This window comes from Pseudarthrobacter oxydans, from assembly GCF_034258515.1.
GTDB lineage: Bacteria > Actinomycetota > Actinomycetes > Actinomycetales > Micrococcaceae > Arthrobacter.
On sequence record NZ_CP139438.1, the window covers coordinates 3220253 to 3232757 of the forward strand.

Here is a 12505-nt window from a genome sequence, read left to right on the forward strand (position 1 = left end):
TCTGCGGTGCGCGCTGCCCGCCCTAGGCTGGAGGCATGACACTTGACCCCGGTTCCGCAGCCATCATCCAGCTCGCGTGGGCCCGGCACCTGGGACTCGACGACGACGCCTTCGGATCCGCCTTGGCGTCCGGGGAACGGATCGTCCGCGCGGACGACAACGCCCGCACAGTGGAATTTGTCCGGCTCTTTGGCAGCTCTGCGCTGGTGGGCCCGCGGTGGGTCATCGACGCCGCGGAGGGCATCGCCGACGAGGAGATGGCCCAGCATGTAACGCTCATGACGCTGACGCGGTCCCACGGCGGCCATGGGCTGGGTGCCGCGGCCTTGTTCTTCGCGGACGACCTTCCCCTGAAGCAGCCCCCGGAAGAGATGACCGTTTCGCACGGCAACCCGGAGGCCATCGAACTGGAGGGCAACTGCCCGCCGGACGACGTCAACGAGGTGGGCCTGTCGGACCTCGAAAACCGCTACACGATCGTCCACGAAATGGAGGGCCGCCGGGTGCCGCTTGCCTGCGGAGCCTACTCTGAGTGGGAGGGCCTGCTGGCCCGTCTGGGTGTCCTGGTGGACCCGGCATGGCGGCGGCGGGGCCTGGGGACGCTGGCCGCCTCCATCGCGGCGCACGAGGCGCTGGCCGCAGGGCTTACGCTGCAATGGCGGACGGACGTCAGCAACACCGGAGCCGTTGCGCTGGCCCGGAAGCTCGGCCTGTCAGCCGGCGGAATCCAGACCAGCGTCCACCTTGGCTGACCCCGGAACGGCCCCGCGCCCGCCCCAGTCCTGAACCGGCTGCGGCTTCGCAAAGAACAGCGCCACGGCGGCCCCGACCAGGACCACCCCGGCGGGCAGCAGGATGGACTGGCCCATCGCCGTCGAAAACCCGCTGTGGAGGGCCTCCGGCAGGCTTCCGGAGAAGCCCATTCCTTCCCCGGCCGCCCCGCCGGGTCCGCCGGACGGAAGCTCGGCTGCGAGCCGGGCCTGGATCAGCACGGCAATGGCCGCGCTGCCCAGCACGGCACCGATCTGCCGCGTGGTGTTGTACACGCCGGACCCGGCCCCTGCCTGCCGCGGCGGGAGGTTGCGGGTGGCGGTGGTGCCCAGCGGAGCCCAGATGCCTGCGTTGGCGAACCCCAGGACGGCGCTGGGCAGCAGGAACAGGAGGATGGGGGTGTCCGGCTGCATAAGGACTGAGTTCCACACCAGGGCCACGGCCATCAGTACCAGGCCGGTGGCAGTGAGGAATTTGGGGTTGACCTTGTCGATGATCTTTCCCACCACTGGAGCAAGGCCGCCGGAGATCAGCGCCATGGGAACCATCATCAGCGCGGACTGGGTGGGCGTGAGGCCACGGACCAACTGGTAGTAGAAGATGAGCGGCAGGCTGAAGGCCGTCACCGTGAAGCCGACGGTGGTGATTCCGATGTTGGCCAGGGAAAAGTTCCGGTCGCGGAAGAGCCCCAGGGGCAGCAGCGGCTCACCCTTGTTGAATCGCTGCCAGACCACGAAGAGCGCCAGCACGGCAAGGCCGGCGACGATCAGGCCCCACACCGTGACGGGACCGGTGATGGTGCCCCAGTTGTAGGTTTCGCCCTCCTGGATGCCGAACACCAGGAGGAAGAGCCCGACGGCGCTGAGCACCACGCCGGGAATATCGAACCGGTGCGGGTGGGTACTGAGGGACGGAACGTTGCGCAGCGCGAGGACAAAGCCTGCAATGCCGATGGGCACGTTAATGAAGAAGATCCATTCCCAGCCGAGCCCGTCCACCAGGACGCCGCCCAGGATGGGTCCCACGAGCGTGGCCATGCCTGCGGTGGCACCCCAGATCGCCATGGCGGCACCGCGCCTGTCCGGCGGGAAGATCCGGGTGATCACTGCCATGGTCTGCGGCGTCATCATGGCCGCGCCGAGCCCCTGCAGCACGCGTGCCGCTATCAGCACCTCCACCTGGCCCGACAGTCCGCACCACAGCGAAGCCAGGGTAAAGACCACCAGGCCGGCAAGGTAGAGCTTCTTGGGCCCGAAGCGGTCCCCGAGCCTGCCGGTAATCAGCAGCGGGACCGCATAGGCCAGGAGGTAGGCGCTGGTGACCCAAATGACCGAGTTGATGTCCGCGTCCAGGCCCTCCATGATCCGGGGGTTGGCCACGGACACAATGGTGGTATCGATCAGGATCATGAAGAACCCGATCACCAGGGACCAGAGGGCCGCCCACGGCTTCGCCACGTTTTCCACTGGGCAATCCTTCCTCAGGTTGTGATGCGCCGGGCGGGACCCGGTGGTGCTAGCCCAGGAGGTCCAGGATCTCCTGGCGGGCGAACATTTGGGCGGCTGCGCGGGCGGACGGCGAACCTGCGTCCGGATCGGCGCCGGCGTCGAGCAGTGCCCGGGCAACGCCGGTGTAACCCTTGAATGCCGCTCCGGCGAGCGGGGTCTGGCCCCGGTCGTTCGACGAGTTGGCCTCGGCACCGTGCTTCAGGAGGAGCTGGACGGTCTCCGCGTGGCCGTGGTAGGCGGCCAGCATGAGAAGCGAATCACCCGCCGCGTTGGTCAAGGTGGCGGGAGCGCCGGCGTCGAGGTAGGCACGCAACAGTGCCGTCTCCCCCTCCCGTGCCGCCTGGAAGAGCGACTGCGCCAAGGCCAGCGTCTCGTCGTCGGGCGCTGGGCCGGGTGGTGCTGTGCCCGACAGTGCTGCGCTGGTTCCGGCGTCTTCGGTCATGAACGTGGCCCCCTGAGGAATCCGGTCTGGCGCCCCACGACCTGGCCGGCGTCCGGGGCAACGATGATTTCCTGGACAGCAGGGTACGGCTCGTCGCCATCCAGGACCGTCAGTATCTCATCGGGCGCAACCGAACGTTTTATGACTGCCAGGGCGACCGGGCCCATCTCATAATGCTGCGCCACTGACGTCACGGTCCCCACCTTCCGCTCCCCCGCCAGTACGGGGCTGCCGGCCTGGGGCAACGTGTGCTGCGAGCCGTCCAGCTGGAGGAAGACAAGGCGCCGGGGCGGGTGGCCCAGATTGTGCACCCGCGCGATGGTTTCCTGCCCTTTATAGCAGCCCTTGGCCAGGTGCACAGCGGTCCGGAGGAGGTCCAGTTCGTGCGGAATGGTCTTGTCGTCCGTCTCGGCCCCGATCCGGGGGCGCCAGGCGGCCACGCGCAGCGCCTCGGCGGCGAGGACGCCTGCAAGGGGGCGCTCTCCCACTGTCCGCTCCAGCTCGTCGGCCGGCACCAGGTACTCGAACCACGGCCGCTCCAGGCCGGGATGGCCCGACTCCGGGACAGTGGCGTAGGAGTAACCCCCCGCGCCCACGTGCGGCCACGGGTCCTGCCAGGCCAGCAGGCCGGACCATTCGGGAACTGCCTTCGTGCTGCCGATGACGGCCCAGTCGGCGGAGACGTCCGCGATGTCCACGCGGAGCATGAACTTCATCCTGTTGAGGAACTCTGCCAGCGGGGCGGCTTCGGCGGCCTCGACGATCAGCCAGGTGGTGCCGCCGTCGTCAATCACCCTGGCGTCGAAATCGATCCTGCCCTGCACGCTCAAAAGGAGCAGTTCGCTGGACTCGCCCGGCTGCAGGCCTGTGACCTGCTGCGAGGAGAGGGTGTTGAGCCAGCTGAGGCGGTCCGGACCCGTCACCGTCACGACGCCGCGGGAGGAGAGGTCGACGACGGCGGTTCCGGCCGCGAGGGCGCGCTGCTCGCGGAGGGGCTCACCGTAGTGGGCGGCAACACCGGCGTCGGCACCGGCCGCCTCGACGGCGCCGGGGCGCGACAGCAGGGGGCTGGGAGTAGTCATATGTAGTAGAAGTCCTTGGGGCTCGGCGGTATTCCGGATTCTTGCAAATCGACGCGGGATCCCGCCGCCTGCGCCCTCAGCGCCGAAGGACGGGGAGGGGTCAGGAGACCTTTTTCAGGAAGGCCGAGGCATGCGCTTCCAGGCCTTTTCCGTCCTTGCCGCCAACGGCGACGTCCCACCGCCACAGGAGGTTTCCGTCCACCAGGCCGAAGATGCGCGTGGCGGCGCTGTAGTCCTTGGAGTGGCTGCCGCGCATGACCATATCCGTGGTGAGCTGGATCTGCGGGCCCTTGATCTGCCCGTAGTAGAGCTCGGAAATGCCGCCGGGGTGCGAAATGGACACCGAGATGTCGAACCCGCCCTCGCTGTTGCGCAGGGCCTCCACTTCGTCGGCACTCTTCAGCGCCGGAACGATGTCCGCGGGGATCAGGCCCGGGCCGCCGTCGGCATCAAGCTGTTTGCGCTCCAGCGCCCAGAAACCGGTCTCGACGGTGAGCGGCCGCAGGCGCGTGCCGTCGTCGTCCGTCAGCCAGCTCTCCGCGCGGTACTGAAGGTACGGCAGCCCGTTGTGCGTGAAGGACACGTGCTGCAGGAAATGCTCCGAGTCCTCGTCCCCGCTGCCGAGGCGGCCGCGGCCTTCCCACTCACCAATGAGCCAGGAAAGCGGAACAAGTTCGGGAGTCAGGTCTGTAGGAATCTCAATGGGCACTGCGATTACCTCGGGAAACGGCTAGCTCCGGAAAAAGGGGACTACTTCTGGCCTTTGAACAGGCGGTAGACCACGAAGCCGGCGAACCAGGCCATGGCGAGGCTGGCGATGCCGAGCAGGACAAGGAAGAAGATTTCAAATGCAAGTACGGACATGGTGCCATCCTAACGCGTTAGTAGATGAGTAGTTTGTCTATGAAGTAGGCCAGGGAACCCACCGCCGAGACAGGCGCAAGGCCCATGCTAAGGGCAGCCTGGATGTTCAGGGGTGCACCGCGAAGCGTTACGAGCCGCCGGAAGCTTGCCAGCACCGCCCCGACGACGACGCCGAAGATGGCGGCCGGCAGGACCGCAATGTCCGAGAACACCAGTCCGGCAAGGGGCCCGGCCAGGCCGGCCATCACGATTCCTAGGGGTGCCACGACGCTGTCCGGCCAGCGGATCAGCCCGGCCAGCAGGGCAACCGCGGCACTGATGGCCGCCACCAAGAGCATCTCCCGGACCCCGTTGAACCGAGCGCCCGCTATCCAGCCGGAGCCCAGGCAGGCGAGCAGCACCCCTGCACAGCATCCCAGGGTGGATTCCAGCCGCTGCGCCTGCCCGGTTCCGCGGATCAGCTGCACCACGAAGACGGCGATCATGCCCAGCGCGATGAAGGCGGGGGTCCAGTCCAGGTACCCGGGAGCAGGAGCCAGGCCGGCGCCAACCGCGGCTCCGGCGCCCGGCACGGCAATCACCGCAGCCAGGGTCTTCTTGGCAGGAATACGGAGGAAGTGCGGCCAGCCGACGCCGATGGCGGCGGCGATCGCCACCGCAACGCCTACGAGCACCTCGCGGGAGGTATACACCCCGGCAATGATCGCGGCCAGGCCGGCCATTCCCGCCACGCCGATGGTCCACGAGCCCAAGGACCGCGCAGGCGCCTGCAGTTCCGCCGTCACGCGGAACCCGGCCTGGACTTAGTTTCTGCACTCACTGCGCTGCAATCCCATCCTGGCGTCGACCTGGAAAGGCGGGCCGCCCTTCGCGGAGGGCGTCGGGGCCCTTGGCTCAATCCTGCCTTATGTGAACGGCATATGTCGCAAAACGTCCCCTCATCCGCGCCGAATCCATGGCTGCGAAGGCCCCGCCGGGTATACTCAAAGCTCAGCTACGCTCCCTGCTGAGGTGGCCGGCCGGCGCCCTGAACAATGGCCCAAGACCCGAGCAGGAAGCCAGTACCGGCCGGTGGAAACCCGGTTCAGTCGCCCAATGATGCGCGGACGGCCCTTGGAGGAACAATGTCGCACATCCTGCTCTTGACGAACAGCCCTGGCTCTTCGGTAGACATCCTGCCTGCCCTGGAATTGCTGAACCACCGGGTCCACATCCTCCCCGCCGAGCCCACCGCGCTGCTGGAGACCGATCCCTGCGACATCGTGCTGCTGGATGCCCGCAAGGACCTGGTGGGCGCCCGCTCCCTCACCCAGCTGCTCAAGGCCACCGGCCTGAGCGCGCCGCTGGTGCTGATCCTGACCGAAGGCGGCATGGCGGCTGTTTCCTCGGCTTGGGCCGTGGACGACATCGTGCTGGACTCCGCCGGGCCCGCTGAAGTGGAAGCCCGCATCAGGCTGTCTGTGGCGCGCGCCGTCCCCGAGCAGGAGGACACGCCAACGGAGATCCGGGCCGCCGGCGTCGTCATCGACGAAGCGAGCTACACTGCCCGCGTGAACGGCGCACCGCTCAACCTGACTTTCAAGGAATTTGAGCTGCTCAAATACCTGGCACAGCACCCCGGCCGAGTTTTCACCCGCCAGCAGCTGCTCACCGAAGTGTGGGGCTATGACTACTACGGCGGCACCCGCACCGTGGATGTCCATGTCCGGCGGCTGCGGGCGAAGCTGGGCGCCGATCACGAGAACCTCATCAGCACCGTACGCAACGTGGGCTACCGTCTGACGTTGGTGCGGCAGCAGGAGGATGAGCTCACCGAGGCCTGAGCGCCCGAGCCGCTTCCCGTATAGCCTTGCCTCATGACTCCAGCGCACCCAGAGAAGTGGCCCGTCCATGCTGAACGGGGCGCGGTTGACCAGCAGCTGCTGAAGGACTGCCGGGACCTCCTGGCCGCGGCAGAGGAATCGGACGGCAATCCCTCCATTTCGGAGCAGACCCAGGTGACCATGCGGGCCGGCGATTCGGCGGAGCACTCAGTGCTGACCCTGGCGCTCTATGCCCCGGACGAGGACTCCGATCCCGCCAGCGGGCAGGACCTCGCCGGATTTGCCGTGGTGGTGGAATCCCCTGACGGCACCGGAGTGCTGGAGATCGCCGTCCACCCCAGCTACCGGAACCAGGGCGTGGCGGACCGCCTGGTGGGCGCGCTCAAGGACAGCCGCGGGCTGGACGGGCTGAAGGCATGGTCCCACGGCAACCACGAGGCCGCCGCGGAACTGGCCGCCCGCTATGGATTTGGGCCCGTCCGTGAGCTCTGGAAAATGAGGATGACGACGGCGGGGGCGGACCTTCCCGAGGCCGTCCTGCCGGAGGGGGTGTCCATCCGCGCCTTTGTCCCCGGCCAGGATGAGGAAGCCTGGCTGGCCGTGAACCGGGCTGCCTTCGCCCACCACCCCGAACAGGGCAGCCTGACCCGGGCCGACCTTGAGGCGCGCATGGCCGAGGACTGGTTCAACCCCGAAGGCTTCCTGCTGGCCGAGGACCGGCAGGGCAGGCTGCTTGGGTTCCACTGGACCAAGGTCCACCCCCAGCACGGCCCCCACCCCGCCATCGGTGAGGTTTACGCAGTAGGTGTTGCGCCTGTTGCCCAGGGCATGGGCCTCGGCAAAGCCCTCACCGTAGCCGGCATCAGGTACCTCCAGGACCTGGGACTGCACGCGGTCATGCTCTACACAGATGCCGACAACGCCCCTGCCGTTTCGCTGTACCGGCGGCTGGGGTTCACCCGCTGGGACATGGACGTCATGTACGGGCCGGTGGCAGCGGGCTAGTCCTGCAAGCGGAGTATCAGGTGCGGGCCGGAAATCAGCGGTCTTCGGCCTGCTGAATGCTTGTAAGGTTGAAGCAGGACCGCGCAGGCCGGAAGCGCCAGCATCAACCGCCAGGTAAAGGAGATGCCATGAACCCGGAACCTTCCGGATCAGCCACGTCACAGGATGTTGCAGTGCCGGTGCGTGCCCGCTTCGGTTCCTCGGAGGTTCCGGCGTCGCGCGCCACCCAGGACCGCATTGACATCCCGGAGTTCGCGCCGAACCTGCAGCCGGAGGGCGACATCCGGCCGGACCGCTTCCTGGACCGGGAGCTGAGCTGGCTCAGCTTCAATTCCCGCGTGCTGGAACTGGCCGAGGACGCCACGCTCCACCTGCTGGAGCGCGTCAGCTTCCTGTCGATCTTCGCCTCCAACCTGGACGAGTTCTTCATGGTGCGGGTTGCAGGCCTCAAGCGGCGCATCGCCACCGGCCTGGCTGTCCCCTCCCCCGCGGGCCTCAGCCCCGTGGAGGTGCTGGAACGGATCAGCGAAGAGGCCCACCGGCTGCAGCAGCGGCACGCGCGGGTCTATGCCGAGCAGCTCCGCCCCGCCCTGGCGTATGAACACATCCACCTCATGCACTGGGACGAACTGGATGAGACCGCCAAGCAGCAGCTCAGTGTCATGTTCGCCGAGAAGGTGTTCCCCATCCTTACGCCCCTGGCGGTGGACCCGGCCCACCCCTTCCCCTACATCTCGGGGCTCTCGCTCAACCTCGCCGTGGTGGTCCGCAACCCGGTCAGCGACAAGGAGCTCTTCGCGCGCGTCAAGGTGCCGGACCAGCTGCCGCGCCTGATCTCCATCGACGGTCCCCGTGCCGGCGCGGTGGCCGGGCGCGTGGCCCGTTTCATCGCCCTTGAGGAAGTCATTGCCGTCCACCTGGACAAGCTCTTCCCGGGGATGGAGGTCCTCGAGCACCACACCTTCCGCGTCACCAGGAATGAGGACGTTGAGGTGGAGGAGGACGACGCCGAGAACCTCCTGCAGGCCCTCGAAAAGGAACTCCTGCGCCGCCGCTTCGGCCCGCCTGTCCGGCTTGAAGTCACCAACGACATCAACCCGAACATCCGCGCGCTGCTGATCCGCGAGCTGGGCGTCGAGGAATCCGAGGTCTACTCCGTTCCGGCTCCCCTGGATCTGCGCGGGCTGTCCGTGATTGCCGGCATCGACCGTGCCGACCTCCACTACCCCAAGCACGTTCCGCACACCTCCCGGTACCTCAACGAGTCGGAGACGTCCAAGGCCGCGAACGTGTTTGCCGCCATGCGCCGGCGGGACATCCTGCTCCACCACCCTTACGACTCGTTCTCCACCTCCGTCCAGGCTTTCCTGGAGCAGGCGGCCGCGGACCCCAAGGTCCAGGCCATCAAGCAGACCCTGTACCGCACGTCCGGCGACTCCCCCATCGTGGACGCGCTGATCGATGCGGCCGAGGCCGGCAAGCAGGTCCTGGCCCTGGTGGAAATCAAGGCGCGATTTGACGAGCAGGCGAACATCTCCTGGGCGCGCAAGCTGGAACAGGCCGGCGTGCACGTGGTCTACGGCATCGTGGGACTCAAGACCCACTGCAAGCTCTCGCTTGTGGTCCGCCAGGAGGTTGACGGGCTGCGCCGCTACTGCCACATCGGCACCGGCAACTACCACCCCCGGACTGCCCGCTACTACGAGGACCTGGGCCTGCTGACCGCCAACGAGCAGGTGGGCGAAGACCTGTCCAAGCTGTTCAACCAGCTCTCCGGCTATGCACCCAAATCCACGTTCAAGAGGCTGCTGGTGGCACCCCGTTCCGTGCGTTCGGGGCTGATCGACCGCATTGAAACCGAAATCCGCAATGCCCGTGCCGGAATCCCCGGCCGCGTGCAGATCAAGGTCAATTCCATGGTGGATGAGGCCATCATCGATTCCCTGTACCGGGCCTCGCAGGCCGGCGTGAAAGTGGACGTGGTGGTCCGCGGAATCTGCTCCCTCCGCCCGGGAGTGCCGGGCCTCAGCGACAACATCACCGTCCGCTCCATCCTGGGCAGGTTCCTGGAACACTCCCGCGTGTTCGCCTTCGCCAACGGCGGGGATCCGGTGGTGTACATCGGTTCGGCGGACATGATGCACCGCAACCTGGACCGCCGGGTGGAGGCCCTGGTCCAGCTGGCCAGCGCCGACGACATCACCTACGTCCTTGACCTGCTGAAGCGCTACATGGATCCCGAAACCGCGAGCTGGCACCTCGACAACCAAGGGGTCTGGACCCGGCACCACCTGTCCGACGACGGCACGCCCCTTGAAGACGTCCAGTCCTGGCTGTTGGCCTCCCGCCCCCGGCAGCGCAGCCTGAGCCGGCGCTAAGGGCCACTGTTTTGTCGAGCGATGCACTTGTAGCAGACCAGACAGACCACCCGGGGGAACCAGTAGCCGTAACGGCTGCCGGCGCTTTGCCCTGGCGCGTGGTGAAGGACAAGCTTGAAGTCCTGCTGATCCACCGCCCGCGCTACGACGACTGGTCGTGGCCCAAGGGGAAGATCGACGACGACGAGACGGTGCCGGAGTGCGCGGTCCGGGAGGTGCAGGAGGAAATCGGGCTCATCGCCCAGCTGGGCATCCCGCTGCCGCCCATCCACTACCACGTGGCCTCCGGCCTCAAGGTGGTCCACTATTGGGCCGTCAAGGCAAACGGGGTCAGAATGCTTCCGGACGGGAAGGAGGTGGACAGCGTCATGTGGTGCACCCCCGAGAAGGCGGCTGCGCTGCTGTCCAATCCCTCCGACGTCGTGCCTCTTCAGTACCTGCACGACGCGCACAGGCGCGGGGAGCTGGACACGTGGCCGCTCGTGGTGCTCCGGCATGCCAAGGCCAAGCCGCGTTCATCCTGGAGCAAGGCAGAGGGCGAGCGGCCGCTTGCCGCCACGGGGACACGGCAGGCGCAGGCCGTCAGCAGGCTGCTGCACGCTTGGAAGCCGCTCCGCGTGGTGACCAGCCCCTGGCTGCGGTGCGTGGCAACAGTGGCGCCTTACGCGAAGGCGGCGGGGGCGAAGGTGAAGCTCGCGGAGCCGCTCACGGAGCACCGGCACCAGCGGAGCCCCAAGAAAACGGCCGCCGTCATCGAGGGCCTTTTCGACAAGCAGCGGCCGGTGGTCATCTGCACGCACCGCCCCGCGCTGCCCACCGTGTTCACCCAGCTCGGCCGGCACATGCCGGCGCACCTGCGCGCGCTCCTGCCGGCCAAGGAGCCGTACCTCTCCCCCGGCGAACTGGTGGTGTGCCACGTGGCTCCAGGCGGGCAGGGACGGGTCGTGGCCGTGGAGCAGTTCAAGCCGTTCGACGACTGAATGTCGCGCAGCGGCTCCCCGGACCGGCCAAGTAGACTTTAGCCGTGAGCATCCCAACGCCTTATGAAGACCTCCTCCGCGATGTCCTGGCTTCCGGCACGCACAAATCGGACCGCACCGGAACCGGAACCACCAGCGTTTTCGGCCGCCAAATACGCTTCGACCTGACGAAGGGTTTCCCGCTGATCACCACCAAGCGGGTGCACTTCAAGTCCGTGGCAGTAGAGCTCCTGTGGTTCCTGCGCGGTGAGACGAACATCAAATGGATGCAGGACCAGGGCGTCACCATCTGGAACGAATGGGCCGACGCCGATGGCGACCTCGGACCTGTCTACGGTGTGCAGTGGCGCAGCTGGCCCACTCCCGACGGCGGCCACATTGACCAGATCGCGGAGCTGATCGACAACCTGAAGGCCAACCCCGACTCACGCCGGCACATCGTGTCCGCCTGGAACGTCTCCGAGCTCCAGGACATGGCCCTGCCCCCGTGCCACGCCTTCTTCCAGTTCTATGTGGCTGACGGCAAGCTGTCCTGCCAGCTGTACCAGCGCTCCGCGGACATGTTCCTGGGCGTCCCCTTCAACATTGCCTCCTACTCGCTGCTCACCTGCATGGTGGCGCAGCAGGTGGGGCTGGAGCCCGGCGAGTTCATCTGGACCGGCGGAGACGTCCACATTTACGAGAACCACATGGACCAGGTCCTCAAGCAGCTGGAACGGGAGCCGTACGAGTACCCGCAGCTGAGGATCACCCGCAAGCCGGCGTCGATCTTCGACTACACGCTGGAAGACTTCGAAGTGGTGGGCTACAAACACCACCCGACCATTAAGGCCCCGATCGCCGTATGAGCACCGAGAACTTCACTGACCCGCAGTCCTTCACTGAGGAACTTGCCGCCTCCGTGACCGGCGTTGGCCTGGTTTGGGCGCAGACCCCGGACGGTGTCATCGGCAAGGACGGCGACATGCCGTGGCACCTGCCGGAGGACCTCAAGCACTTCACCCGGCTGACCATGGGCCACCCTGTGATCATGGGCCGCAAAACGTGGCTGTCCTTCCCTGACAAATACCGCCCCCTGCCCGGCCGCACCAACATCGTGGTCACCCGGCAGAAAAGCTGGGCCGAAACGCCCGAGGCGAAGGGCGCCGTCGTGGTTCCCTCCCTTGACGACGCACTGCTGGAGTCGCAGTTCGTGGACGGCGGGGACACGGTCTGGATCCTGGGTGGCGGCGAGATTTTCCGCCAGGCCACCGAGCTCGCCAACGTTGCGGTGGTCACCACCATCGATGTCGAGGCCGACGGCGACACGTTCGCCCCGGAGCTTGGCACCAGTTGGGAGGCGTCCGTCTCCGTCCCGCCCGACGGGTGGCTCACGGCCGCCAACGGCACGCGCTACAGGTTCACCAAATGGTCAAGGACCGAGGGCTAGGTCATGCTGAAGAAACCGGAAACCCTGTTTGTCCTGGGGTACATGCTTCTCCCCCTCCTGGCTCTCCTGTCCGCGATTGTTGGGCTCACCATGATTTTGGGCGGGAACAAGATCGCCGGAGCCATCGTGCTGGTGGTGGTGACTCAGGTTTTCGCGTTCGGTGCGTTCTTCGCCTTGCGTGCCCGAAAAGCCGCTGTGCGGGAGGAATCCGACACTCGCTAGT

General features: G+C 66.9%; 13 protein-coding genes. 8 read left to right on the top strand and 5 right to left on the bottom strand.

The window, feature by feature from the left end:
- Positions 1-35: 35 nt before the first annotated feature.
- Positions 36-752 (top strand): GNAT family N-acetyltransferase, encoded by a 717-nt coding sequence (locus SMD14_RS14665; RefSeq protein ID WP_321214086.1) that lies wholly within the window; start codon positions 36-38, stop codon positions 750-752.
- Here the strand turns inward: SMD14_RS14665 and SMD14_RS14670 are convergent.
- From SMD14_RS14670 to SMD14_RS14690, 5 genes are all read right to left on the bottom strand, one after another.
- Positions 714-2237, bottom strand: a complete 1524-nt coding sequence (locus SMD14_RS14670) for a DHA2 family efflux MFS transporter permease subunit (protein WP_321214087.1) — start codon at positions 2235-2237, stop codon at positions 714-716. The genes SMD14_RS14665 and SMD14_RS14670 overlap by 39 nt on opposite strands.
- A gap of 49 nt (positions 2238-2286) precedes the next feature.
- Positions 2287-2721: an ankyrin repeat domain-containing protein gene (locus tag SMD14_RS14675; protein WP_321214088.1), complete on the bottom strand. Its 435-nt coding sequence runs from the start codon at positions 2719-2721 to the stop codon at positions 2287-2289.
- Positions 2718-3803, bottom strand: a complete 1086-nt coding sequence (locus SMD14_RS14680) for a glycine cleavage T C-terminal barrel domain-containing protein (protein ID WP_321214089.1) — start codon at positions 3801-3803, stop codon at positions 2718-2720. Before SMD14_RS14680 ends, SMD14_RS14675 begins: the two co-directional genes overlap by 4 nt.
- 100 nt (positions 3804-3903) lie before the next feature.
- Positions 3904-4512 carry an FABP family protein gene (locus SMD14_RS14685; RefSeq protein WP_321214090.1) on the bottom strand — a complete coding sequence of 203 codons (609 nt, stop codon included), beginning with the start codon at positions 4510-4512 and terminating at the stop codon, positions 3904-3906.
- Between the two features lie 172 nt (positions 4513-4684).
- Positions 4685-5452, bottom strand: coding sequence for a permease (locus tag SMD14_RS14690; protein WP_370460630.1), 768 nt, complete (start codon positions 5450-5452; stop codon positions 4685-4687).
- A 339-nt stretch (positions 5453-5791) separates the two neighbouring features.
- Here SMD14_RS14690 and SMD14_RS14695 point away from each other — a divergent pair, with 339 nt between their 5' ends.
- From SMD14_RS14695 to SMD14_RS14725, 7 genes are all read left to right on the top strand, one after another.
- Entirely contained in the window at positions 5792-6490 is a 699-nt protein-coding gene (locus tag SMD14_RS14695) for a response regulator transcription factor (RefSeq protein WP_157241588.1), read from the top strand.
- 33 nt (positions 6491-6523) lie between these two features.
- The gene (gene mshD / locus SMD14_RS14700) at positions 6524-7495 is read left to right on the top strand and encodes a mycothiol synthase (protein ID WP_321214091.1); all 972 of its coding nucleotides are present in this window, start codon (positions 6524-6526) and stop codon (positions 7493-7495) included.
- A 128-nt stretch (positions 7496-7623) separates the two neighbouring features.
- Entirely contained in the window at positions 7624-9873 is a 2250-nt protein-coding gene (locus tag SMD14_RS14705) for an RNA degradosome polyphosphate kinase (RefSeq protein WP_321214092.1), read from the top strand.
- 11 nt (positions 9874-9884) lie between these two features.
- Positions 9885-10853: an NUDIX hydrolase gene (locus SMD14_RS14710; protein ID WP_321214093.1), complete on the top strand. Its 969-nt coding sequence runs from the start codon at positions 9885-9887 to the stop codon at positions 10851-10853.
- Between the two features lie 44 nt (positions 10854-10897).
- On the top strand, positions 10898-11701 hold the full coding sequence (locus SMD14_RS14715) for a thymidylate synthase (protein WP_321214094.1): 804 nt from the start codon (positions 10898-10900) through the stop codon (positions 11699-11701).
- Entirely contained in the window at positions 11698-12282 is a 585-nt protein-coding gene (locus SMD14_RS14720) for a dihydrofolate reductase (protein WP_157241584.1), read from the top strand. Before SMD14_RS14715 ends, SMD14_RS14720 begins: the two co-directional genes overlap by 4 nt.
- Positions 12283-12285: 3 nt before the next feature.
- Positions 12286-12504 (top strand): NF038396 family protein, encoded by a 219-nt coding sequence (locus SMD14_RS14725; RefSeq protein WP_104998664.1) that lies wholly within the window; start codon positions 12286-12288, stop codon positions 12502-12504.
- The last annotated feature ends 1 nt before the right edge of the window (position 12505 follow it).

Bases quoted from the DNA above. Each gene is read 5' to 3' on its own strand.
- SMD14_RS14665 (WP_321214086.1), top strand. From the start codon at position 36: ATGACACTTGACCCCGGTTCCGCAGCCATCATCCAGCTCGCGTGGGCC.
- mshD (WP_321214091.1), top strand. From the start codon at position 6,524: ATGACTCCAGCGCACCCAGAGAAGTGGCCCGTCCATGCTGAACGGGGC.
- SMD14_RS14720 (WP_157241584.1), top strand. From the start codon at position 11,698: ATGAGCACCGAGAACTTCACTGACCCGCAGTCCTTCACTGAGGAACTT.
- SMD14_RS14675 (WP_321214088.1), bottom strand. From the start codon at position 2,721: ATGACCGAAGACGCCGGAACCAGCGCAGCACTGTCGGGCACAGCACCA.
- SMD14_RS14725 (WP_104998664.1), top strand. From the start codon at position 12,286: ATGCTGAAGAAACCGGAAACCCTGTTTGTCCTGGGGTACATGCTTCTC.
- SMD14_RS14695 (WP_157241588.1), top strand. From the start codon at position 5,792: ATGTCGCACATCCTGCTCTTGACGAACAGCCCTGGCTCTTCGGTAGAC.
- SMD14_RS14680 (WP_321214089.1), bottom strand. From the start codon at position 3,803: ATGACTACTCCCAGCCCCCTGCTGTCGCGCCCCGGCGCCGTCGAGGCG.
- SMD14_RS14705 (WP_321214092.1), top strand. From the start codon at position 7,624: ATGAACCCGGAACCTTCCGGATCAGCCACGTCACAGGATGTTGCAGTG.